Below are 18,628 nucleotides of genomic sequence, written 5' to 3' on the forward strand. Positions count from 1 at the left end.
CGGGTGTTGGCCGCAGACCCTAGGTACGTACCAGCCCTCCGTCAAGAGCTGAGGAAAGAGCCGCAGTTCAGCCGTCGCAGCGGTCGTCACGATCCGGCCATACGCCCACGTGACCCGCCTCACCCGTGAGCCGAACCCGGCCGCGCGGCCCGTACCCCTCCACGGAGTCCCGCGGCAGCCGGAGCCCGCCCGCCCGGTCCAGAACCGTGAACTCCTCACCCTCTCCACCGCGTTCACGCAAGGTCTCCGCCGACGTGCGGCCCTCGCGCATACGGACCGTGCGGCGCACCCGGCAGGCCATGAGCGGGACGTGGGTGACGACGAGAACCGTCCCGCCGAGCTTGTCGTCGGCGCACCGCAGAACCGTGAACACCTCCTCCCCGCCCGCCGTATCAAGCTCGCCGGTCGACCCGTCCACCGGCGGGACACGCGGCGCGTCCGCCAGGCCAGACACGACCGCCACCACAGCACGCCGCGGGTGGGCGCCCGGGCGCGGGGGACCAAGAGCGATACGTCGCCGCCGCCGAACCGCCCGGCGCACCGCAGAACCGTGAACACCTCCTCCCCGCCCGCCGTATCAAGCTCGCCGGTCGACCCGTCCACCGGCGGGACACGCGGCGCGTCCGCCAGGCCAGACACGACCGCCACCACAGCACGCCGCGGGTGGGCGCCCGGGCGCGGGGGACCAAGAGCGATACGTCGCCGCCGCCGAACCGCCCGGCGCACCGCAGAACCGTGAACACCTCCTCCCCGCCCGCCGTATCAAGCTCGCCGGTCGACCCGTCCACCGGCGGGACACGCAGCGCGTCCGCCAGGCCGGACACGACCGCCACCACAGCACGCCGCGGGTGGGCGCCCGGGCGCGGGAGACCAAGAGCGATACGTCGCCGCCGCCGAACCGCCCGGCGCACCGGGCGAGCGGCCCGATGTCGTCGATCCGCAGCCGTCCCCCGTCCGGCAGGCCGAGCCACAGCTCGCTCGCGTCCCGGGAGAGCCCGGGGCCGTTGCTGATCACCTCACGCGGGACGACGGCGAAGGTGTCGGGCGTCGCGAAGGCGGAGGTGACGCTCACCCACAGGGCGGGGCTGCGGTCGCCGGTGCGGTGGAGCCCGCCGATCCGCGGGCGGAGCCGTTTCTTGTCGGTGGTGCGCACGGTGAGACCGCCACCGGCGCGGACACCCGGTTCCGTGTCTTCGGTGGCGAGCGCCTCGTTTCAGGGCGGTCTCAGGGTCGCCTCCGCCACGCGGCCGGCGCTCGGACACGAGTTCGGCGTGCTGTCCGGCCCCTCCGAGGGCGACGACGGCGACGGTCGCGACAAGCGCGTGGCCGCCCGGCGGCCTCGGTGGCGGGCAGTTCGGTGGAGCGGGCCGACGGCGCGCGCACAGCACGGACCAGGTGTGGTGCGGCACGCGGCCCCGTACTAGCGGTCGAGCGCGGACCGCACCTCGCGGTCCAACTGCCCTCCTCGGGCGGCACGGTAGCGGGCGGACACCTCGACGACAGCGGCGGATCGGCAGCCTGCCGGCGCCGCACCCCGCCCTCGACGGCCTGCTCCGTGAGGGCGGCGAGCACGGCGGGCATCGTGGCCGCGAGCACGACCGCCGGCCGGGCGGCACGCAGAACCGGCTGATGGTGCCCGCTCCCCCGCACCCCGCCAGGGCACCCGCCGTACGCCCACGAGCCGCTCTCCCCTGCGCGCGGCGCATTGCGGCACATCAGGGGGTTGCGCGAAGACCTCGCAGTGGTCTGGACAACCTTCAACTGCCGAGCCGCGCAACGCCGATGGGCCGCACACTCCGGCGGAGCGTGCGGCCCATCGATGGCCGTAAGGGTGCGACTCAGCGCACCTCGGTGATCTCGGGGCCGCGCGCCAGCTGCCCCATGCCGCCGGCGAACCGGGAGCCTTCCTGCGGCTCCTGCTGCACGCCCTCGGCGACCATCTGCGCGTCGTCCGGCAACTTCAGGACGATCGGGTCGCGCGGAGCCATCGGGCCCTCACCACGGACCACGACGGTGTCCCGGAAGATCTGCTCCAGGAGCCCGGCCGCCTGCGGCTGCACCGCGCCCTGTCCGGAGATCACTCCGCGCAGGAACCAGCGGGGGCCGTCGACGCCGATGAACCGGACGACCTGGAAGCCGCCCGTGCCGTCCGGCAGCTGCACCGGCACCTGGGCCCGCAGCTCCCAGCCGAGCGGACCCTCGACCTCGTCGATCACGCCACCCTGCTGAGTGATGCCCGAGGCGATCTCCTCACGGACCTCGCCCCAGATGCCCTCCTTCTTGGGGGCGGCGAAGCCCTGGAGCTGCACGGCGCTGTCCTGGAGGACGACGGTGGCCGCGACGATCGCGTCGCCCGCGACCTCGACCCGCAGCTCCATGCCCTCGACTCCGGGGACGAAGAGTCCGCCCAGGTCCACGCGGCCCTCGCCGGGCTCGCGGACCTCGGAGGCGTCCCAGGGGCCGTCGGGACGCGGCTCGGGCTCGAGCCGCACGCGCTGCGACTCGCCCTCGCCCGCGTCGCTGTCGTCGGCTACGCCGTCGACGACCTGCTCGGCCTCGCCCGCCGCGTCATCGGCGGCGCCGTTCTTCTTGCGACGTCCGAACACGTCACTGTCCTTCCCGGTCGGATACGACCGATGCGTATCGATTCCCACCCTGATGCCCACCCGGGCCCGGTCCCACGGCGGCATGACCACCGGTGGACCCGAAGCCCCCCTCGGCCCGCGCCGAGTCGGGAAGCTCCGCCACCTCCTGGAAGCGCACCTTCTCGACCTGCTGGACGACCAGTTGGGCAATCCGGTCGAAGCGCTCGAACCGCACGCTGTCGCGCGGGTCGAGATTCACCACGATCACCTTGATCTCTCCACGGTACCCGGCATCCACCGTCCCTGGGGCATTCACCAGGGCGACACCGCAGCGGGCGGCGAGTCCGGATCGCGGGTGCACGAAGGCGGCGTACCCCTCGGGCAGCGCGATCGACACCCCCGTGGGAAGTACGGCCCGCTCGCCCGGCGCGAGCTCGCACGCCTCGGTGGTCCGCAGGTCCGCGCCCGCGTCACCGGGGTGCTCGTACGAGGGCAGCGGTACGTCGGGATCGACGCGCCTGATCAGCACGTCGAGAGGGGCTCGGGTCACGGGTTCACCTCGAAGGCACGGGTGCGCCGGACCTGGTCCGGGTCGCTCATGGCCGCCTGGATCTCCTCCGGGCGGCCGTTGTCGATGAAGTGGTCGACCTTCACCTCGATGAAGAGGGCGTCGGCGCGGACCGCGACGGGCCCGTCGGGGCCGCCGATCCGGCCGGTGGCGGTCGAGTAGATCTTGCGGCCGGCGACGGCGGTGACCTCGGCGTCGAGGTACAGCACGGTGTCCACGGGCACGGGCCGCACGAAGTCCGTCTCCAGCCGGCCGGTCACCGCGATGACACGCAGCAGCCAGTTCAGCGAGCCGAGCGTCTCGTCGAGGGCGGTGGCCAGGATTCCGCCGTGGGCGAGACCGGGGGCGCCCTGGTGCGCGGGGCGCACCGTGAACTCGGCGGTGACGCGGACGCCGTCCTGCGCGCGAGCCGCCAGGTGCAGCCCGTGGGGCTGTTCGTCGCCGCATCCGAAACAGTGTCCGTAGTGCGCGCCGAGGAGCTCACCGGGTGCGGGGGCATCGGGGTGCCGCACGGGCGCTATGGCGTCGGCGGGGGGCGTCAGAGCTGCAGAAGTACCACTCACAGGCGCAGACCTTACCCGCGCGTCCTGGGAGAAAGCGCACCGTGCCAAGCTTGACCGCATGGAGCTCTCCACCGCACCGTTCGAAGAACGCCTCACCGCCCCCCGCTCGTGGTGGCTCGTCTCACTTCTGCTCGGCGTCGCCTGCGCCCTGATCATGCTGCCGTTCGGCACGCTGCCGCTGCTCGGGGGGCTGGTCGGCGGGACGGCCGCGGCGGCCGTGGTGACGAGTTCGTACGGCTCCGTGCGCATCCGCGTCGTGGCGGACTCACTGGTCGCCGGAGACGCGAAGATCCCTCTGTCGGCGCTGGGTGACGCGGAGATCCTGGACGCCGAGGGTGCGCGCGCCTGGCGCACGCACAAGGCCGACCCGCGCGCCTTCATGCTGCTGCGCAGCTATGTCCCGACGGCTCTGCGCGTGGACGTCATCGACCCGCAGGACCCGACCCCGTACGTGTATCTGTCGACGCGGGACCCGCAGGGGCTGGCGAAGGCGCTCGGCAAGTAGCGCCGGTCAGCTTCCGAGCTCCTCGGGCCCGGGTGCGTCGCCCGGCATCAGCGGGTGCGGGTCGCCGGGGCGCTCCAGGGGCGGCAGCTCCGGCAGAGCGTCCCAGGGGACCTGGATCTTGCGCAGGTCCTTGCGGATCCGCCCCGCGAGCTTCTTGGTGTCGCGGCGGTTCATGACCGCCCCGACCGCGGCGCCGACCATGAACGGCATCAGGTTCGGCAGGTTGCGCACCATGCGCTTCATGATCTGCTGGCGCAGCTCGCGTTTCATCTGGCCGCCGAGCGCCGCATTGATCGTCGAGGGCTTCGTCACCTGGATACCGCGCTCCTCGGTCCACGAGGCCAGATATGCGGCGCTGCGGTCCTTGAGGGGGCCGGGCGGGCGCACGCCGTAGACCTCGTGCAGCTCGGCGACGAGCTTCATCTCGATGGCCGCGACGCCGGTGATCTCGGCCGCCAGCTCGGCGGGCATCGCGGGAGGTACGGGCATCATCGCGGCGGCGCCGATCCCCGCGCCCACGGTGGAGGTGGCGTTGGCGGCGCCCGCGACGAGTTTGTCGGCGAGCTGTTCGGCACTCAGGCCGGGGAACTGTTTGCGCAGGGTCGCCAGATCGCGCACCGGCACACGCGGCGCATTCTCGATGATCCGGTCGGCGAGGTAGCCGAGTCCCGCCTTGGCGGCGGTGCCGCCATAGCCGAGTCCCGCTTTGGCGGCGGTGCCGCTCCTGCGGACGCCGTCCCTGACGGCGGCCACACGTCGCCTGGCGACCTGTGCACGGCCGCCGATCGGCGCTTGGTCACCCGCTGTGGAGACGGCGGGCACGTCGCTGTATCCCGCCGCCGCGAGGTCGCCCGCCACCTCTTGGTCGTCCGCGTCCTCGAGCGAGGCTGCTCCTGTGGGGGAAGAGCCTCGCTCGTCGTCACGCACGCCGTCGTCGGACGGGCCACCGTCCGCTTCCCGGCTCTTCCGGGAGCGGCGCTTCCAGGGCGGGGTCGAGCCAGTCACGGCCGACCCTGCCTCAGTCGCAGTCGCGGCAGATCGGCTGGCCGTTCTTCTCGCGGGCCAGCTGGCTCCTGTGGTGCACCAGGAAGCAGCTCATGCAGGTGAACTCGTCCTGCTGCTTGGGCAGGACCCGGACGGCCAGCTCCTCGTTCGAGAGGTCGGCTCCCGGGAGCTCCAGGCCTTCGGCAGCCTCGAACTCGTCGACGTCGACCGACGAGGTCGACTTGTCGTTCCGCCGAGCCTTGAGCTCCTCGATGCTGTCCTCGTTGACATCATCGTCGGTCTTGCGTGGGGTGTCGTAATCCGTTGCCATGTGTCGCTCTCCCCCTCTGGGTGTATGCGGTGTCTCCAGCGCACAACGCGCGGGAGGCCGGACTTTGTGCCCGACCTGAGGCGGAGATTTTGCCTCACATCAAGGTCTGTTACTCAATCGACACCCAACCGGATCCCTCACGAGTGATCGGGTTGGATGGCGAACGGGACCGTACACGGTCCAAAGGTTGTACTTCACGGGCGCCACCCCGTGTACTTCCCGTGATCAGGACCCCTGAAAACCCGGATTTTCCAGGCTTTCCGGGGGCTTTTGCGATCACGGAGAGTAGATGGCCGGAAATTCGCTCTTGTGATCGATCACACACGGTCTTCCCGGGACCGGGTCCCGAAAATTCCGCTAAAAGCGAACTCCCCCGGCACGTCGGCGGAAGCATCTCAGATCGGTCGCCGACCCGCATCTCGGAACGCTCAGATCGGGAGGTGACGCGTGTCTCGGAGGCCTCAGATCGGCAGGGTGACCCGCATGACGAGCCCACCCCCTTCACGCGGCTCCGCGATGATACGGCCCCCATGGGCGCGTGCCACCGAGCGGGCGATCGACAGACCGAGCCCCACTCCCTTGTCGCTCCCGGTGCGCTCGGTGCGCAGCCGCCGGAACGGTTCGAAGAGGTTGTCGATCTCGTACGCGGGCACCACGGGCCCCGTATTGGACACCACGAGGACCGCCTGGCCGTGCTGGGCCTCGGTGGTGACCTCGACCCAGCCGCCCTCCGGGACGTTGTACCGGACGGCGTTCTGGACGAGGTTCAGGGCGATGCGCTCCAGGAGCACGCCGTTGCCCTGGACGACGGCCTCCTTGCGTTCGCCGCGGATCTCGACACCCTTCGCGTCGGCCTCCGAGCGGGCCTGGTCGATGGCCTGGGTGGCGACCTCGGCGAGGTCGACCGGTTTGCGCTCCACGATCTGGTTGTCGCTGCGGGCGAGCAGGAGCAGGCCCTCGACGAGCTGCTCGCTGCGCTCGTTCGTCGCCAGCAGCGTCTTGCCGAGCTGCTGGAGCTCCATCGGCGCCCCGGGATCGGAGAGATGGACCTCCAGGAGCGTGCGGTTGATCGCGAGCGGGGTGCGCAGCTCGTGCGACGCGTTGCCGACGAACCGCTGCTGCGCGGTGAAGGCTCTCTCCAGGCGGTCGAGCATGTCGTCGAAGGTGTCGGACAGCTCCTTCAGCTCGTCGTCCGGGCCGTCCAGCTCGATACGCCGCGACAGGTCCGTGCCGGCCACCCGGCGCGCGGTGCGCGTGATGCGGCCCAGCGGGGCCAGGACGCGACCCGCCATCGCGTACCCGAAGGCGAACGCGATCACGGCGAGGCCGAGCAGGGCGAGGAGCGAGCGACTGAGGAGGTTGTCGAGTGCGTGCTGACGCATCTCGTTGACGCACTCGTTCAGCGCGGAATTGAGCTGGCCCGTCGTGGGGTGGTCGGGGAGGCCCGAGAAGTTACGGCAGGTACCACTGCTCACCGAGCCGTTCGTGACGGTGAACGGCAGGTCACTGCCGACGTTCAGCGCCTGCGCGGCGAGCAGATAGATGATCGACAGCAGCACGATGCCGGCGATCAGGAACATGCCGCCGTACAGCAGGGTGAGGCGTATACGGATGGTCGGGCGCAGCCACGGGTAGGGCGGCTCGGCTTTTCTGGGGTCCCAGGTGGGTTTCGGAGGCGCGGCCGGTGGCGCCGGTGTCGAGGCCACAGGGGATCAGATCCGGTATCCGGAGCCGGGCACGGTCACGATGACGGCGGGCTCTCCGAGCTTGCGGCGCAGGGTCATGACCGTGACCCGGACAACGTTCGTGAAGGGGTCGGTGTTCTCGTCCCAGGCCTTCTCCAGGAGCTGCTCGGCCGAGACGACGGCGCCCTCGCTGCGCAGCAGCACCTCGAGGACGGCGAACTCCTTGGGTGCGAGCTGGATCTCCTTGCCGTCGCGGAAGACCTCGCGGCGGTTCGGGTCGAGCTTGATGCCCGCGCGTTCGAGGACGGGCGGCAGCGGCACGCTCGTACGGCGTCCGAGCGCCCGCACACGGGCGATCAGCTCGCTGAACGCGAACGGCTTGGGCAGGTAGTCGTCGGCGCCGATCTCGAGGCCCTCGACGCGGTCGCTGACGTCGCCGGAGGCGGTCAGCATCAGGACGCGGGTCGGCATGCCCAGTTCGACGATCTTGCGGCAGACGTCGTCGCCGTGCACGAGCGGGAGGTCCCGGTCGAGGACGACCACGTCGTAGTCGTTCACGCCGATGCGCTCGAGGGCGGCCGCACCGTCGTACACGACGTCGACGGCCATGGCCTCCCGGCGGAGTCCGGTGGCCACCGCATCGGCGAGCAGCTGCTCGTCCTCGACGACGAGTACGCGCACGTCGCTGTCCTTCCTGTGTGACCTGCGGGCAGGTTCTGAGCACCTGTGAGCAGGTCCGGGTCGTGGAGTGTGGGCTCCATCCTGCCCCTTTCGGCCATAAACCGGCTGTAAGGCGATGGGGCGCCCCGGGAATGCGGGATTTTCTGGCCGCCCGAGGTTTCTGCGTAAGTGAGCGCGGGGAGGACGGATTTACACCCGCGATCACGCTTTGTATGTGGCGTGCCACGACCCGCTTTCCGCAGGGCGGTGTGAGACGTGATCGCCCCTTCCGAGGGCACATCCCCGTGCCACCGACCCACGACCCAGGACGAGGGGGCGCAACCATGGACGCATTCACCGCAGGACTTCTGCAGCGCATCAAGGCGACCGAGTCCGATCTGAGCCGGGCTCGCGCGACGGGCGACGAATTCCTCGTCGAGATCGAGCAGGACGAGCTGGACGACCTGCATCGGCTCGCCGCCGAACACGGCGTGGAACTCGGCGTCGCGCGCGTCTGACGCAGTACGGAAGGGCCCCGGCGCCTGGTCGATCCAGGCAGGCGCCGGGGCCCTTTCTTGTGCCGTTCCCGTGCTTCCCGCGCGCTCGGCGGGCCGCTGTCCGTCAGTCGTGCCAGGCCCCGAGCTCCTCAAGGCGGCTCTGGAGCTGCTCGAAGAGTCCGGGCGGCGCCGCGATCGTCAGCTCGCCGGACGGCACCTCACCGGGGCGTCCGCCGGTGAGCGCGCCCGCCTCCCTGGCGATGAGGTCCCCGGCCGCCAGGTCCCAGGGGTTCAGGCCGCGCTCGTAGTACGCGTCGAGGCGTCCGACGGCGACGTCACACAGGTCGATGGCAGCCGAACCGCCGCGCCGGATGTCGCGCACGTGGGGCACCAACTCCCGTACGACATCGGCCTGGTGGGCCCGGCGTGCGGCGAGGTAGCCGAATCCCGTGCCGACGAGTGCCTGCTCGAAGGGGGGCGCCACGCGCGCGTGGGCCGGGCGGTCGTTCACGAACGCGCCCTGGCCGAGGACCGCGCGGTAGGTCTCGCCGCGCAGGGGCGCCGCGACGACCCCGACGAGGGTCTCGTCGCCCTGGCGGGCGGCGATCGAGACCGACCATTCGGGGCGCCCGTACAGGTAGTTGACCGTTCCGTCGATGGGGTCGATCACCCAGGTGATCCCGCTGCTGCCCTCGGTGCTCGCGCCTTCCTCGCCCAGGACGCCGTCGTCCGGCCTGCGCTCGGCGAGGAAACCGGTGATCAGCTTCTCGGAGGCGATGTCCATCTCCGTGACGACGTCCACGGCGCTGGTCTTGGTGGCGGCGACGCCGAGGTCGGCGGGCCGGCCGTCGCGCAGGAAGGTCCCGGCGCGGGCGGCGGCCTCCAGGGCGACCTCGAGGAGTTCGGCCTTCAGGTCTGTCACGTCGAGATCCTTACGCGTACGGGCTGTCGGCGCCCGCGGCCGCGGGCTTGGGGGCACGGGAGGGGCAGCAGCCCACCGGGCAGAGGTTGTGGCTCGCGCCCAGCGCGCCCAGGGCGCACGGCGTGACGGCCCGGCCGCGCTCCGCGGCGGTCCGCTCGAGGACGAGGTCGCGGACCGCGGCGGCGAAGCGGGGGTCCGCGCCGACCGTGGCGGAGCGGCGCACCGGGAGGCCGAGCTCGGCGGCCTTGGCCGTGGCCTCGGTGTCGAGGTCGTAGAGGACCTCCATGTGGTCGGAGACGAACCCGATGGGCGCCATCACGACGGCCGGCACACCGGCGCCGTGAAGCTCCTCGAGGTGGTCGCAGATGTCGGGCTCCAGCCACGGGATGTGCGGGGCGCCGGACCGCGACTGGTAGACGAGCTGCCAGGGGTGGTCGACCCCGGTCTCCTCACGGACCGCGTCGGCGATCACGCGCGCGACGTCCAGGTGCTCCTTCACGTAGGCACCGCCGTCGCCGTGGTCGTCGACCGGCCCGGAGACGTCGGCGGCCGCGGTCGGGATGGAGTGCGTCGTGAACGCGATGTGGGCGCCGTCCCGCACGTCGTCGGGGAGGTCGGCGAGCGACCTCAGGACACCGTCGATCATGGGGCGCACGAAGCCCGGGTGGTTGAAGTAGTGCCGCAGCTTGTCGACGCGCGGCACTTCGAGCCCCTCCGCTTCCAGGGCGGCGAGGGACTCCGCGAGATTCTCGCGGTACTGACGGCAGCCCGAGTACGACGCGTACGCGCTGGTCGCGAGGACGAGGATGCGCCGGTGGCCGTCGGTGACCATCTCGCGGAGGGTGTCCGTCAGGTACGGCGCCCAGTTCCGGTTGCCCCAGTGGACGGGCAGGTCGAGGCCGTGGTCCGCGAAGTCCTTGCGGAGCGCGTCCAGCAGGGCGCGGTTCTGCTCGTTGATGGGGCTGACCCCGCCGAACAGGAAGTAGTGCTGCCCCACCTCCTTGAGCCGCTCCTTGGGGATTCCCCGGCCACGCGTCACGTTCTCCAGGAACGGGACCACGTCGTCCGGGCCTTCGGGGCCTCCGAACGAGAGCAGCAGCAGGGCGTCGTAGCCGTCGAAGGGCGTGGGATCGAGCGCATCGGACATGCCTTTGATCCTGCCATCCGTCACTGACAGGCGGAAAACGACCATGCTCGTGAGCCCCGGGACCCGTAAGCTGTCTTGGCCACCTACGCGCCTTACCGGAGTCGACTTGCCCAGCCCCTACCGCGCCATATTCGCCCTGCCCGGCACCAAGAGCTTCTCGGTCGCCGGGTTCCTGGGCCGGATGCCCCTGTCGATGATGGGCATCGGGATCGTCACGATGGTCTCCCAGCTGACCGGCCGATACGGGCTCGCGGGTGGTCTGTCCGCCACCGTGGCGCTCTCGGCGGCGGCCATCGGCCCGCAGATCTCACGCCTCGTCGACCGGCACGGGCAGCGCCGTGTGCTGCGCCCCGCCGCCCTGGTCTCGCTCGTCGCCGTCGCCGGTCTGCTGCTGTGCGCGAAGTTCGAGGCGCCGGACTGGACGCTGTTCGTCTTCGCCGCCCTGATCGGCTGCGTGCCCAGCGTCGGATCGATGATCCGGGCGCGCTGGGCGGCCCTCTACAGGGACACCCCTCAGCTGCACACCGCGTACTCCTTCGAGTCCGTCATCGACGAGGTGTGCTTCATCTTCGGGCCGATCATCTCGATCGGTCTGTCGACCGCCTGGTTCCCGGAGGCGGGGCCCCTTCTCGCGGGCTGTTTCCTCGCGGCCGGTGTCTTCTGGCTGACCGCGCAGCGCGCGACCGAGCCGGTGCCGCATCCGCGCGGACAGCACTCCGGGGGGTCCGCCCTGGGGTCGCGCGGTCTCCAGGTCCTGGTGGCGACGTTCGTGGCGACGGGCACGATCTTCGGAGCGGTGGACGTGGTGACGGTCGCGTTCGCCGAGGACGAGGGCCACAAGGCGGCGGCCAGTCTCGTGCTCGCGGTGTACGCGGCGGGGTCCTGCGTCGCGGGAGCGGTCTTCGGGCTGTTGCACTTCAAGGGGGCGCCCGCACGCCGGTGGCTGGTCGGTGTGTGCACGACGGCCGTGAGTATGATCCCCCTCCTACTGGTCGGGAACCTTCCGTTTCTGGCCGTGGCGCTCTTTGTCGCGGGCCTGTCCATCGCACCGACGATGATCTCGACGATGGCCCTCGTCGAGCAGCACGTACCACGCGCGAAACTGACCGAGGGCATGACCTGGGTGAGCACCGGACTCGCGGTCGGTGTCGCGCTCGGCTCCTCCGCGGCCGGCTGGGTGATCGACGCCGCCGGCGCGAAGGCCGGGTACGGGGTTCCGGCCGTGGCCGGCGCCGTCGCGGTGGCGGTCGGGTTCCTGGGGTACCGCCGGCTGAAGCAGCCGGCGCCGCAGCGGGGAGGAACCAATGAGCACGGGGAACTCGGGCAGCGAAACGACGCGAGCCCGGCAGGCCAGGACACGGAACGAACCGTGGCGTAACTGGGCGGGGAACGTCACCGCCCGGCCGGTCCGCGAGGTGACGCCCGCGTCGGTGGAGGAGCTCTCTGCGGCCGTCCGCGCGGCCGCCGACGACGGCCTGAAGGTGAAGGCCGTCGGTACGGGGCACTCGTTCACCGCTGCTGCGGCGACCGACGGTGTATTGATACGCCCTCAACTCTTGACCGGCATCCGCAACATTGACCGCGAGGCCGGCACCGTCACGGTGGAGGCCGGGACCCCGCTCAAGCGACTCAACCTCGCCCTGGCCCGCGAGGGCCTGTCGCTCACGAACATGGGCGACATCATGGAGCAGACGGTGTCGGGTGCCACGAGCACCGGCACGCACGGCACGGGCCGCGAATCGGCGTCGATATCCGCGCAGATCAAGGGCCTCGAACTGGTCACCGCAGACGGCTCGGTCCTTTCCTGCTCGGAGAAGGGGACCGCAGAAGAACGCGCGGTCTTCGCGGCCGCGCGGATCGGACTCGGCGCCCTGGGCGTCATCACGGCGATCACGTTCGCCGTGGAGCCGATCTTCCTGCTCACCGCCCGTGAAGAGCCGATGACCTTCGACAGGGTCATGAGCGACTTCGACGCGCTGTACGCGGAGAACGAGCACTTCGAGTTCTACTGGTTCCCGCACACCGGCAACTGCAACACCAAGCGCAACAACCGCAGCGCGGGGCCGGAAGCCCCCGTCAGCAGGTTCAGCAGCTTCCTCGAGGACGAGCTGCTGTCGAACGGCCTCTTCCAGGCGGTCAATTCACTCGGCCGCGCGGTCCCCTCGACGATCCCGTCGATCGCGAAGATCTCCAGCCGCGCACTCTCGGCCCGCACCTACACGGACATCCCTTACAAGGTCTTCACGTCCCCGCGCCGCGTCCGCTTCGTGGAGATGGAGTACGCCGTTCCGCGTGCGGCACTCGTCGAGACGCTGCGCGAGCTGAAGTCCATGGTCGATCGCTCGAACCTGCGCATCAGCTTCCCCGTCGAGGTCCGCACGGCCCCCGCGGACGACATCACGCTCTCCACGGCGTCCGGCCGGGAGAGCGCGTACATCGCCGTCCACATGTACAAGGGCACCCCGTACCAGGCCTACTTCACGGCGGCCGAGCACATCTTCACCGCGCACGAGGGCCGGCCGCATTGGGGCAAGGTGCACACGCGCGACGCGGACTACTTCTCGACGGTCTATCCGCGCCTCGGCGAGTTCACGGAGCTGCGCGACCGTCTCGACCCGGACCGCCTGTTCGCCAACGACTATCTGCGGCGGGTCATCGGCGACTGACCGCGCTCACTCCGCGGGCGTCTCGGCCTGCTGCTGCGGCTCGTCGGCTCCGTCGCCGCTCTGCGAGGCACTCGGAGTGGGCGTCGGGGTCGGCGTGGGCGTGGACTTGTCCCCGCCGGTCCCGGAACCGCTGCTCGAGCCGTTGTCCTGACCGGTTCGGGAGTCCTCGCTCGCGCTGGGCGTGGGCGTGGGCTCCTCGGTGCCACCCTTGTGCGCCCCGCTGCCGTCCTGCGGGGTGCCGCTCTGCGTCCCGGAGCTGCTGCCGTCCGACGGCTCCTGCGAGGTGCTCGGCACGGGGGTGTCGTCGTTGCGGGGCGAGGGGGCGCCTCCGCCGGTGAAGGCTTCGCGGAGCGTGGTCCGCCGGCCGTCACCGCTGAAGCTCTGCCCCGAGGCGAGCTCGTACGTCGTGATGCCGCCCATGGTCACTCCGAAGACCACGGCAGCGGCGACGAGGGGGCGCTTCCAGCTCCGCACGCGCGCGCGGTGCGTGGTCCCTTCGGTGAACTCGTCGGGAAGTCCGTTGATGAGGCCGTCGCCCAAGTCGCCCGGCGGAGGCGGCAGTTCCGTATCACGGGCCCCGGCCCTGAGCACCTGGGTCTTCTCCGGATCGGCACCGCCGACGCCTGCGTTCAGGAGCCGGGTCCGGTCCGGACCGTCACCGCCGACTGTCAGGAGCTGCGTCCGTTCCGGATCACCGCCACCCGCCCTGAGGAACCGCGTCCGATCCGGGTCACCACCGCCGGCCGTGAGGAGCTGCGTCCGATCCGCGTCGCCGCCGGCCGCCTTGAGGACCCGCGTCCGCTCCGCGTCCAGTGCCGGCAGGACAGTCGTCGCGTCGGTGTCCTGGGCCGGAGCACCGCCCATCCCCCAGGTCGTCGTCCTCGGGAGCACGTCCGTCCGCATCGCCGCCGTGGCCGCGGGCGGCACCACGGAAGCAGCGACCGCGTCGGACCGGAAGGTCTCCGGTACCGGATACCCGTCCTCCGTCACCGGGATCTGCCGGCCCTTCGGTATCGCCTGGCCCGCGACATCACGTATCTGCTCGCCCGTGCGCCGGAAGAAGTGCTGGAAGAGCGAGCCGCCGCACGTGGCCAGCACGCTCACCACTCCCGCACCGACGATCGTCCCGTACACACCGAGCCCGGCGGCCAGCTTGGCCGCCACCACGGCGGCCACGGCGCTGCCCGCCACCTGGGGCAGACTCAGGTCGAGCCGCTTCCCCTTGGGCTTTTCTTGTGCATCCTGGGAGGTTTCCGGCTTCTCGCCCATCTCCGACCCTTGCCTGCCTTTCTCGACTTACTTCACGAGATAGGGACGGATGCACGAAGTGATTAGTTCCGTTTCTGGGGATTCCGTGAAGCACGCCACGTCAATGAACCCCGAACGAGTGATGCCCCGTACCCAACTCCCGCCCCCCATGAGAACTTCGATGGCGTGCCGGTCCACCCGAGTGGCCCGAATGGAGTACCGTTGCGAGCCCTGGGTCCGGTCTCCCGTCAGGGTGCCCGGGGCCTTCCAGGACCGCCGGGAGGGAGTTCGTTGCACAGGGTGACGAGCTCGGTCACTTAGCGTTGCGAACAGGTAACCGTGCCATAACGGCGATCCAGGGCCCTGGCCCGACACGCCGGGCAACTCGGCAAGGTTGTGGCAGGCTGCACCCGGGCAGGCCACACTCGACTAGCGGAAGCAGCGACGCACGTGACGTCGGCAGGCACCACCCGGGAGGTCCCCATGCCCGAACTGCGTGTCGTGGCCGTCTCTAACGACGGCACACGGCTGGTGCTGAAGGCTGCGGACAGCACGGAGTACACGCTTCCGATCGATGAGCGCCTCCGGGCCGCCGTGCGCGGCGACCGTCCGCGCCTCGGCCAGATCGAGATCGAGGTGGAGAGCCATCTCCGCCCCCGCGACATCCAGGCGCGTATACGTGCCGGTGCCTCCGCCGAGGAGGTGGCCCAGCTCGCAGGCATCCCCGTCGACCGTGTCCGTCGCTTCGAGGGCCCCGTCCTCGCCGAGCGCGCCTTCATGGCCGAGCGGGCCAGGAAGACCCCCGTACGCCGCCCCGGCGAGAACGCGGGCCCCCAGCTCGGCGAGGCGGTGCAGGAGCGTCTGGTGCTGCGCGGCGCCGACAGGGAGACCATCCAGTGGGACTCCTGGCGTCGCGACGACGGCACTTGGGAAGTCCTGCTCGTCTACCTGGTCGCGGGTGAGCCGCACTCGGCGAGCTGGACGTACGACCCGCCCCGGCGGCTCGTCCAGGCCGTCGACGACGAGGCGCGCTCGCTCATCGGCGAGACCGACGACATCGCCGCGCCGGAACCCAGCTTTCCGTTCGTGCCGCGCATCGCGAGGCTGCCCCGCGACCGCCCGCTCGACCGGGCCCTCGACCGGCAGTTGGAGCGTCCCGCGCCGCCGGCCCCCGCGCCGGAGATCACCGAGGAGAGCCCGACGGCCGTCTCCGCCGTCGAGCGTGACTCGCTGACCAGCCTCCTGGAAGCCGTACCCAGTTACCGCGGCGACATCGTGGTCCCCGAGCGCCCCGCGTTGCCCGCACCCGAGCCCGTCACGGACGAGCCGGAGCCCGCCGAGGCGGAGGAGCCCCCGGCTCCCGCCGCGTCCGCGGGAGCGGGCTCCGCCTACGCGGACGTCCTCATGCCCCGCAGTGTCGCGGGACACCGGGACCGTCTCACCGGCACCACCGACCGCCAGGCCGAGGCCGACGGGGTCCGTCCCGGACGGCGCGCGGCCGTGCCGAGCTGGGACGAGATCGTCTTCGGCACCCGCCGCAAGAAGCAGGACTAGCCTCACGCCGTACGGGGAACGCGAGGCGTACGCGGCACACGAACCGCACGCAGAGGAGGCCCGCGCCACATCGGCGCGGGCCTCCTCTCACGCTCTCAACTGCCGATGCCCTACTGGGGATCGGGGCCGGTCGCCACGGGGCGTGACTCGTCCGAGGACCACTCGGACCACGAACCGACGTACAGCGCCGCGTCGATGCCCGCCACCGCGAGGGCGAGCACTTCGTGGGCACCCGAGACGCCGGAGCCGCAGTACACGCCCACCTCTCCCGAATCCCCGGACGCGCCAAGGGACTTGAAGCGGGAGGCGAGCGCTTCGACGGGCAGGAAACGGCCGTCCTGTGCCACGTTCTCCGACGTCGGAGCGGACACCGCGCCCGGGATGTGGCCGCCGACGCGGTCGATCGGCTCCACGTCGCCCCGGTAGCGCTCGGCGGCGCGGGCGTCGAGCAGGACCCCCGAGCGTGCCAGCGCGGCCGCCCCGTCCGCGTCCAGGAGCCCCACGGCGCCCGGCGCGGGTTCGAAGGTGCCCGGGGCGGGCGACGGCACCGCGGTCTCCAGCGGGCCCTCCCACGCGCCGAGACCGCCGTCGAGCACTCGCACGGACGGGTGACCCGTCCAGCGCAGCATCCACCAGGTGCGCGCTGCGGCCCAGCCCTGTCCGCCGTCGTACACGACCACGTCCCGGTCGGCCGACACACCGGCCCGCCGCATCGCGGCGCCGAAGGACGCGACGTCCGGCAGTGGATGCCGGCCGGCGGCCCCGGCCGGTCCCGCGAGGTCGGCGTCGAGGTCGACGTAGACCGCGCCGGGGATGTGTCCGGCCTCGTATGCGGCCCGTCCGTCGAAGGCCGGGGCTCCCGTGGCCTTGGCCATGCTCAGCTGCCAGCGGACGTCGAGGATGACCGGCGGGTTCCCGCCCGCCGACTCGCTCACGAGTTCGGTTGCGGAGATGATGGCATTCATGTGGGCCATCCTTGCTCATGCTCTGGCCCGAGCGCCGCTGGTCGGCTAGCGTGCACGATCGACTACCGAGCGTTGACAGACCTGACATCGCGAGGTCACGGCGCGGCAATGGATACGGACATCTCACCGGGCATCCTCGTGCGAGGAGTCCGTCCGTGGCGGCGCGGCCGATGAGCTTCCCGCGGCGCGGAGTGCCAGCATCAGCTCGGGCGCGTTGCGACACGTGATCCTGTTCCGAGGAGAGAGTGACGATGACCGAGGCAGCAGCCAGGCGCGCGCCGGGCACCCCCTGCTGGGTGAGTCTCATGGTGCACGGCATGGCGGCGACCCAGGAGTTCTACGCGGCTCTGTTCGGCTGGGAGTTCCGGCCGGGACCGCAGCAGCTCGGCCCCTACGTGCGGGCCCTGCTCGACGGTCATGAGGTGGCCGGGATCGGGCAGATGCCGCCCGACCGCCACCTGCCCGTCGCCTGGACCCCGTACCTCGCCTCGGACGACGTGGACGCCACGTCCGAGAGCATTCGCCACTGCGGCGGCACCGTCGGCGTCGGACCCCTCGACGCCGGTGAGGCGGGACGGATGGCCATCGCGTCGGACCCGGCGGGCGCGGTGTTCGGCATCTGGCAGGCGGCCGAGCACCTGGGGATGGCGCTCACCGGGGTACCGGGGGCGCCGGCGTGGAACGAGCTGGTGACCCAGGAGACGGCGAGCGTCGCCAAGTTCTACGAGGTGACCTTCGGCTACGAGGAGGAGGCCGTCGTCTCCGCCGACTTCGACTATCTGACCCTGCACCTGAACGGCAGCCCGGTGGCGTCGGTGCACGGCGTGGGCCAGGCGCTCCCGCGCGACCGGGGCGCGCACTGGATGACGTACTTCGAGGTGGCGGACGTCGACGAGTCGGTGGCCCTGGTCAAGGAGCTCGGCGGCCACGTCCTGAAGCCCGCGCGCGAGGGCTCCCAGGGCCGTCTGGCGACGGTCGCGGACCCGGAGGGCGCGGTGTTCACCCTCGTACGGTCGGCGCCGCGCGAGGCGGACGAGAGGCCCTAGGGCCTCCTGGCGGACGTCAGCGGCGGTTTCAGGCCGAAGCGACCGGCAGCACTTCGGGAGACAGGGCCGCCGCGTGTGCCGTGGCGCTTGTCAGCTGCTTGCGGTGGTGACGTCGGCACAGGACCTCGTAGCCGACCTCGTCGTCGCTCCGGTCGACGTCCCCGACGACGACCTGCGCGCCCTCGACGACCATCCGGCCGCCGACCGTGCGGGCATTGTGCGTGGCGCGGGCGCCGCACCAGCACAGGGCCTCGACCTGGAGGACCTCGACGCGGTCGGCGAGTTCGACCAGGCGCTGGGAACCGGGGAACAGCTTGGACCGGAAGTCGGTCGTGATGCCGAAGGCGTAGACGTCGAGGCCGAGGTCGTCGACGACGCGGGCGAGCTGGTCGATCTGGGCGGGCGCGAGGAACTGCGCCTCGTCCGCGATGACGTAGTCCACGCGGCCGCCCTGGGACAGCTGGTCGACGACGTACGCGTACACGTCGAGCTCGTCGGCGACCTCGACGGCGTCGGTGACGAGGCCCAGACGCGAGGAGAGCTTGCCCTCACCGGCCCGGTCGTCGCGTGTGAGGATCATGCCCTTGAGGCCGCGCGACGAGCGGTTGTGCTCTATCTGGAGAGCCAGGGTGCTCTTTCCGCAGTCCATCGTTCCGGAGAAGAACACGAGCTCGGGCATGGGGAGTTGAGGACCTTTCCGCG

19 protein-coding genes are annotated in these 18,628 nt (G+C 71.3%); 6 read left to right on the forward strand and 13 right to left on the reverse strand.

What is annotated here, in order from left to right:
• Positions 1–67: 67 nt before the first annotated feature.
• The 4 genes from OHO83_RS14360 to OHO83_RS14375 form a co-directional block, all read right to left on the reverse strand.
• Positions 68–454, reverse strand: coding sequence for a hypothetical protein (locus tag OHO83_RS14360; RefSeq protein ID WP_330279582.1), 387 nt, complete (start codon positions 452–454; stop codon positions 68–70).
• 1,384 nt (positions 455–1,838) lie between these two features.
• Positions 1,839–2,606 carry a DUF3710 domain-containing protein gene (locus OHO83_RS14365; protein WP_266674951.1) on the reverse strand — a complete coding sequence of 256 codons (768 nt, stop codon included), beginning with the start codon at positions 2,604–2,606 and terminating at the stop codon, positions 1,839–1,841.
• Position 2,607: 1 nt separating this feature from the next.
• Positions 2,608–3,135, reverse strand: a complete 528-nt coding sequence (gene dut / locus OHO83_RS14370; protein WP_100591168.1) for a dUTP diphosphatase — start codon at positions 3,133–3,135, stop codon at positions 2,608–2,610.
• A complete protein-coding gene (locus OHO83_RS14375; RefSeq protein ID WP_116508891.1) occupies positions 3,132–3,716 on the reverse strand; it encodes a PaaI family thioesterase in 585 nt (194 codons plus the stop codon). Before OHO83_RS14375 ends, dut begins: the two co-directional genes overlap by 4 nt.
• A gap of 58 nt (positions 3,717–3,774) precedes the next feature.
• On the opposite strand from OHO83_RS14375, the gene OHO83_RS14380 reads away from it, so the two are divergent.
• Positions 3,775–4,221, forward strand: a complete 447-nt coding sequence (locus OHO83_RS14380) for a DUF3093 domain-containing protein (RefSeq protein WP_266674949.1) — start codon at positions 3,775–3,777, stop codon at positions 4,219–4,221.
• 6 nt (positions 4,222–4,227) lie between these two features.
• Here OHO83_RS14380 and OHO83_RS14385 read toward each other — a convergent pair whose 3' ends face one another.
• From OHO83_RS14385 to OHO83_RS14400, 4 genes are all read right to left on the reverse strand, one after another.
• Positions 4,228–5,226: a hypothetical protein gene (locus OHO83_RS14385; RefSeq protein WP_330279583.1), complete on the reverse strand. Its 999-nt coding sequence runs from the start codon at positions 5,224–5,226 to the stop codon at positions 4,228–4,230.
• A gap of 13 nt (positions 5,227–5,239) precedes the next feature.
• Positions 5,240–5,536 (reverse strand): DUF4193 domain-containing protein, encoded by a 297-nt coding sequence (locus tag OHO83_RS14390; RefSeq protein ID WP_030357326.1) that lies wholly within the window; start codon positions 5,534–5,536, stop codon positions 5,240–5,242.
• A 461-nt stretch (positions 5,537–5,997) separates the two neighbouring features.
• Positions 5,998–7,242: a sensor histidine kinase gene (locus OHO83_RS14395; RefSeq protein WP_266674947.1), complete on the reverse strand. Its 1,245-nt coding sequence runs from the start codon at positions 7,240–7,242 to the stop codon at positions 5,998–6,000.
• A gap of 6 nt (positions 7,243–7,248) precedes the next feature.
• The gene (locus OHO83_RS14400) at positions 7,249–7,902 is read right to left on the reverse strand and encodes a response regulator transcription factor (RefSeq protein WP_266674946.1); all 654 of its coding nucleotides are present in this window, start codon (positions 7,900–7,902) and stop codon (positions 7,249–7,251) included.
• A gap of 323 nt (positions 7,903–8,225) precedes the next feature.
• On the opposite strand from OHO83_RS14400, the gene OHO83_RS14405 reads away from it, so the two are divergent.
• Positions 8,226–8,399 (forward strand): hypothetical protein, encoded by a 174-nt coding sequence (locus OHO83_RS14405; RefSeq protein WP_227297816.1) that lies wholly within the window; start codon positions 8,226–8,228, stop codon positions 8,397–8,399.
• Positions 8,400–8,502: 103 nt separating this feature from the next.
• Here OHO83_RS14405 and OHO83_RS14410 read toward each other — a convergent pair whose 3' ends face one another.
• Positions 8,503–9,300: an inositol monophosphatase family protein gene (locus tag OHO83_RS14410; protein ID WP_266674945.1), complete on the reverse strand. Its 798-nt coding sequence runs from the start codon at positions 9,298–9,300 to the stop codon at positions 8,503–8,505.
• Positions 9,301–9,310: 10 nt separating this feature from the next.
• A complete protein-coding gene (locus OHO83_RS14415) occupies positions 9,311–10,447 on the reverse strand; it encodes a ferrochelatase (RefSeq protein WP_266674944.1) in 1,137 nt (378 codons plus the stop codon).
• A gap of 106 nt (positions 10,448–10,553) precedes the next feature.
• On the opposite strand from OHO83_RS14415, the gene OHO83_RS14420 reads away from it, so the two are divergent.
• On the forward strand, positions 10,554–11,825 hold the full coding sequence (locus OHO83_RS14420; RefSeq protein ID WP_266674943.1) for an MFS transporter: 1,272 nt from the start codon (positions 10,554–10,556) through the stop codon (positions 11,823–11,825).
• Positions 11,752–13,113, forward strand: a complete 1,362-nt coding sequence (locus tag OHO83_RS14425; protein ID WP_266674942.1) for a D-arabinono-1,4-lactone oxidase — start codon at positions 11,752–11,754, stop codon at positions 13,111–13,113. The genes OHO83_RS14420 and OHO83_RS14425 overlap by 74 nt, the downstream gene beginning before the upstream one ends.
• 6 nt (positions 13,114–13,119) lie before the next feature.
• Here the strand turns inward: OHO83_RS14425 and OHO83_RS14430 are convergent, their stop codons facing one another.
• Positions 13,120–14,382 carry a hypothetical protein gene (locus tag OHO83_RS14430; RefSeq protein ID WP_330279584.1) on the reverse strand — a complete coding sequence of 421 codons (1,263 nt, stop codon included), beginning with the start codon at positions 14,380–14,382 and terminating at the stop codon, positions 13,120–13,122.
• A gap of 462 nt (positions 14,383–14,844) precedes the next feature.
• Here OHO83_RS14430 and sepH point away from each other — a divergent pair, with 462 nt between their 5' ends.
• On the forward strand, positions 14,845–15,915 hold the full coding sequence (gene sepH / locus OHO83_RS14435; RefSeq protein WP_266674940.1) for a septation protein SepH: 1,071 nt from the start codon (positions 14,845–14,847) through the stop codon (positions 15,913–15,915).
• Positions 15,916–16,025: 110 nt separating this feature from the next.
• Here sepH and OHO83_RS14440 read toward each other — a convergent pair whose 3' ends face one another.
• Positions 16,026–16,880, reverse strand: a complete 855-nt coding sequence (locus tag OHO83_RS14440) for a sulfurtransferase (RefSeq protein ID WP_266674939.1) — start codon at positions 16,878–16,880, stop codon at positions 16,026–16,028.
• 251 nt (positions 16,881–17,131) lie between these two features.
• Here OHO83_RS14440 and OHO83_RS14445 point away from each other — a divergent pair, with 251 nt between their 5' ends.
• A complete protein-coding gene (locus OHO83_RS14445) occupies positions 17,132–17,926 on the forward strand; it encodes a VOC family protein (protein WP_266674938.1) in 795 nt (264 codons plus the stop codon).
• Between the two features lie 28 nt (positions 17,927–17,954).
• Here the strand turns inward: OHO83_RS14445 and OHO83_RS14450 are convergent, their stop codons facing one another.
• Positions 17,955–18,605, reverse strand: coding sequence for a thymidine kinase (locus OHO83_RS14450; RefSeq protein WP_227297807.1), 651 nt, complete (start codon positions 18,603–18,605; stop codon positions 17,955–17,957).
• Positions 18,606–18,628: the final 23 nt, after the last annotated feature.

Origin of the sequence: Streptomyces sp. NBC_00569 (genome assembly GCF_036345255.1) — a bacterium.
Classification (GTDB): Bacteria; Actinomycetota; Actinomycetes; order Streptomycetales; family Streptomycetaceae; genus Streptomyces.

Bases quoted from the DNA above. Each gene is read 5' to 3' on its own strand.
- OHO83_RS14380 (WP_266674949.1), top strand. From the start codon at position 3,775: ATGGAGCTCTCCACCGCACCGTTCGAAGAACGCCTCACCGCCCCCCGC.
- OHO83_RS14390 (WP_030357326.1), bottom strand. From the start codon at position 5,536: ATGGCAACGGATTACGACACCCCACGCAAGACCGACGATGATGTCAAC.
- OHO83_RS14405 (WP_227297816.1), top strand. From the start codon at position 8,226: ATGGACGCATTCACCGCAGGACTTCTGCAGCGCATCAAGGCGACCGAG.
- OHO83_RS14415 (WP_266674944.1), bottom strand. From the start codon at position 10,447: ATGTCCGATGCGCTCGATCCCACGCCCTTCGACGGCTACGACGCCCTG.
- OHO83_RS14425 (WP_266674942.1), top strand. From the start codon at position 11,752: ATGAGCACGGGGAACTCGGGCAGCGAAACGACGCGAGCCCGGCAGGCC.
- OHO83_RS14430 (WP_330279584.1), bottom strand. From the start codon at position 14,382: ATGGGCGAGAAGCCGGAAACCTCCCAGGATGCACAAGAAAAGCCCAAG.
- sepH (WP_266674940.1), top strand. From the start codon at position 14,845: ATGCCCGAACTGCGTGTCGTGGCCGTCTCTAACGACGGCACACGGCTG.
- OHO83_RS14440 (WP_266674939.1), bottom strand. From the start codon at position 16,880: ATGAATGCCATCATCTCCGCAACCGAACTCGTGAGCGAGTCGGCGGGC.
- OHO83_RS14445 (WP_266674938.1), top strand. From the start codon at position 17,132: ATGACCGAGGCAGCAGCCAGGCGCGCGCCGGGCACCCCCTGCTGGGTG.
- OHO83_RS14450 (WP_227297807.1), bottom strand. From the start codon at position 18,605: ATGCCCGAGCTCGTGTTCTTCTCCGGAACGATGGACTGCGGAAAGAGC.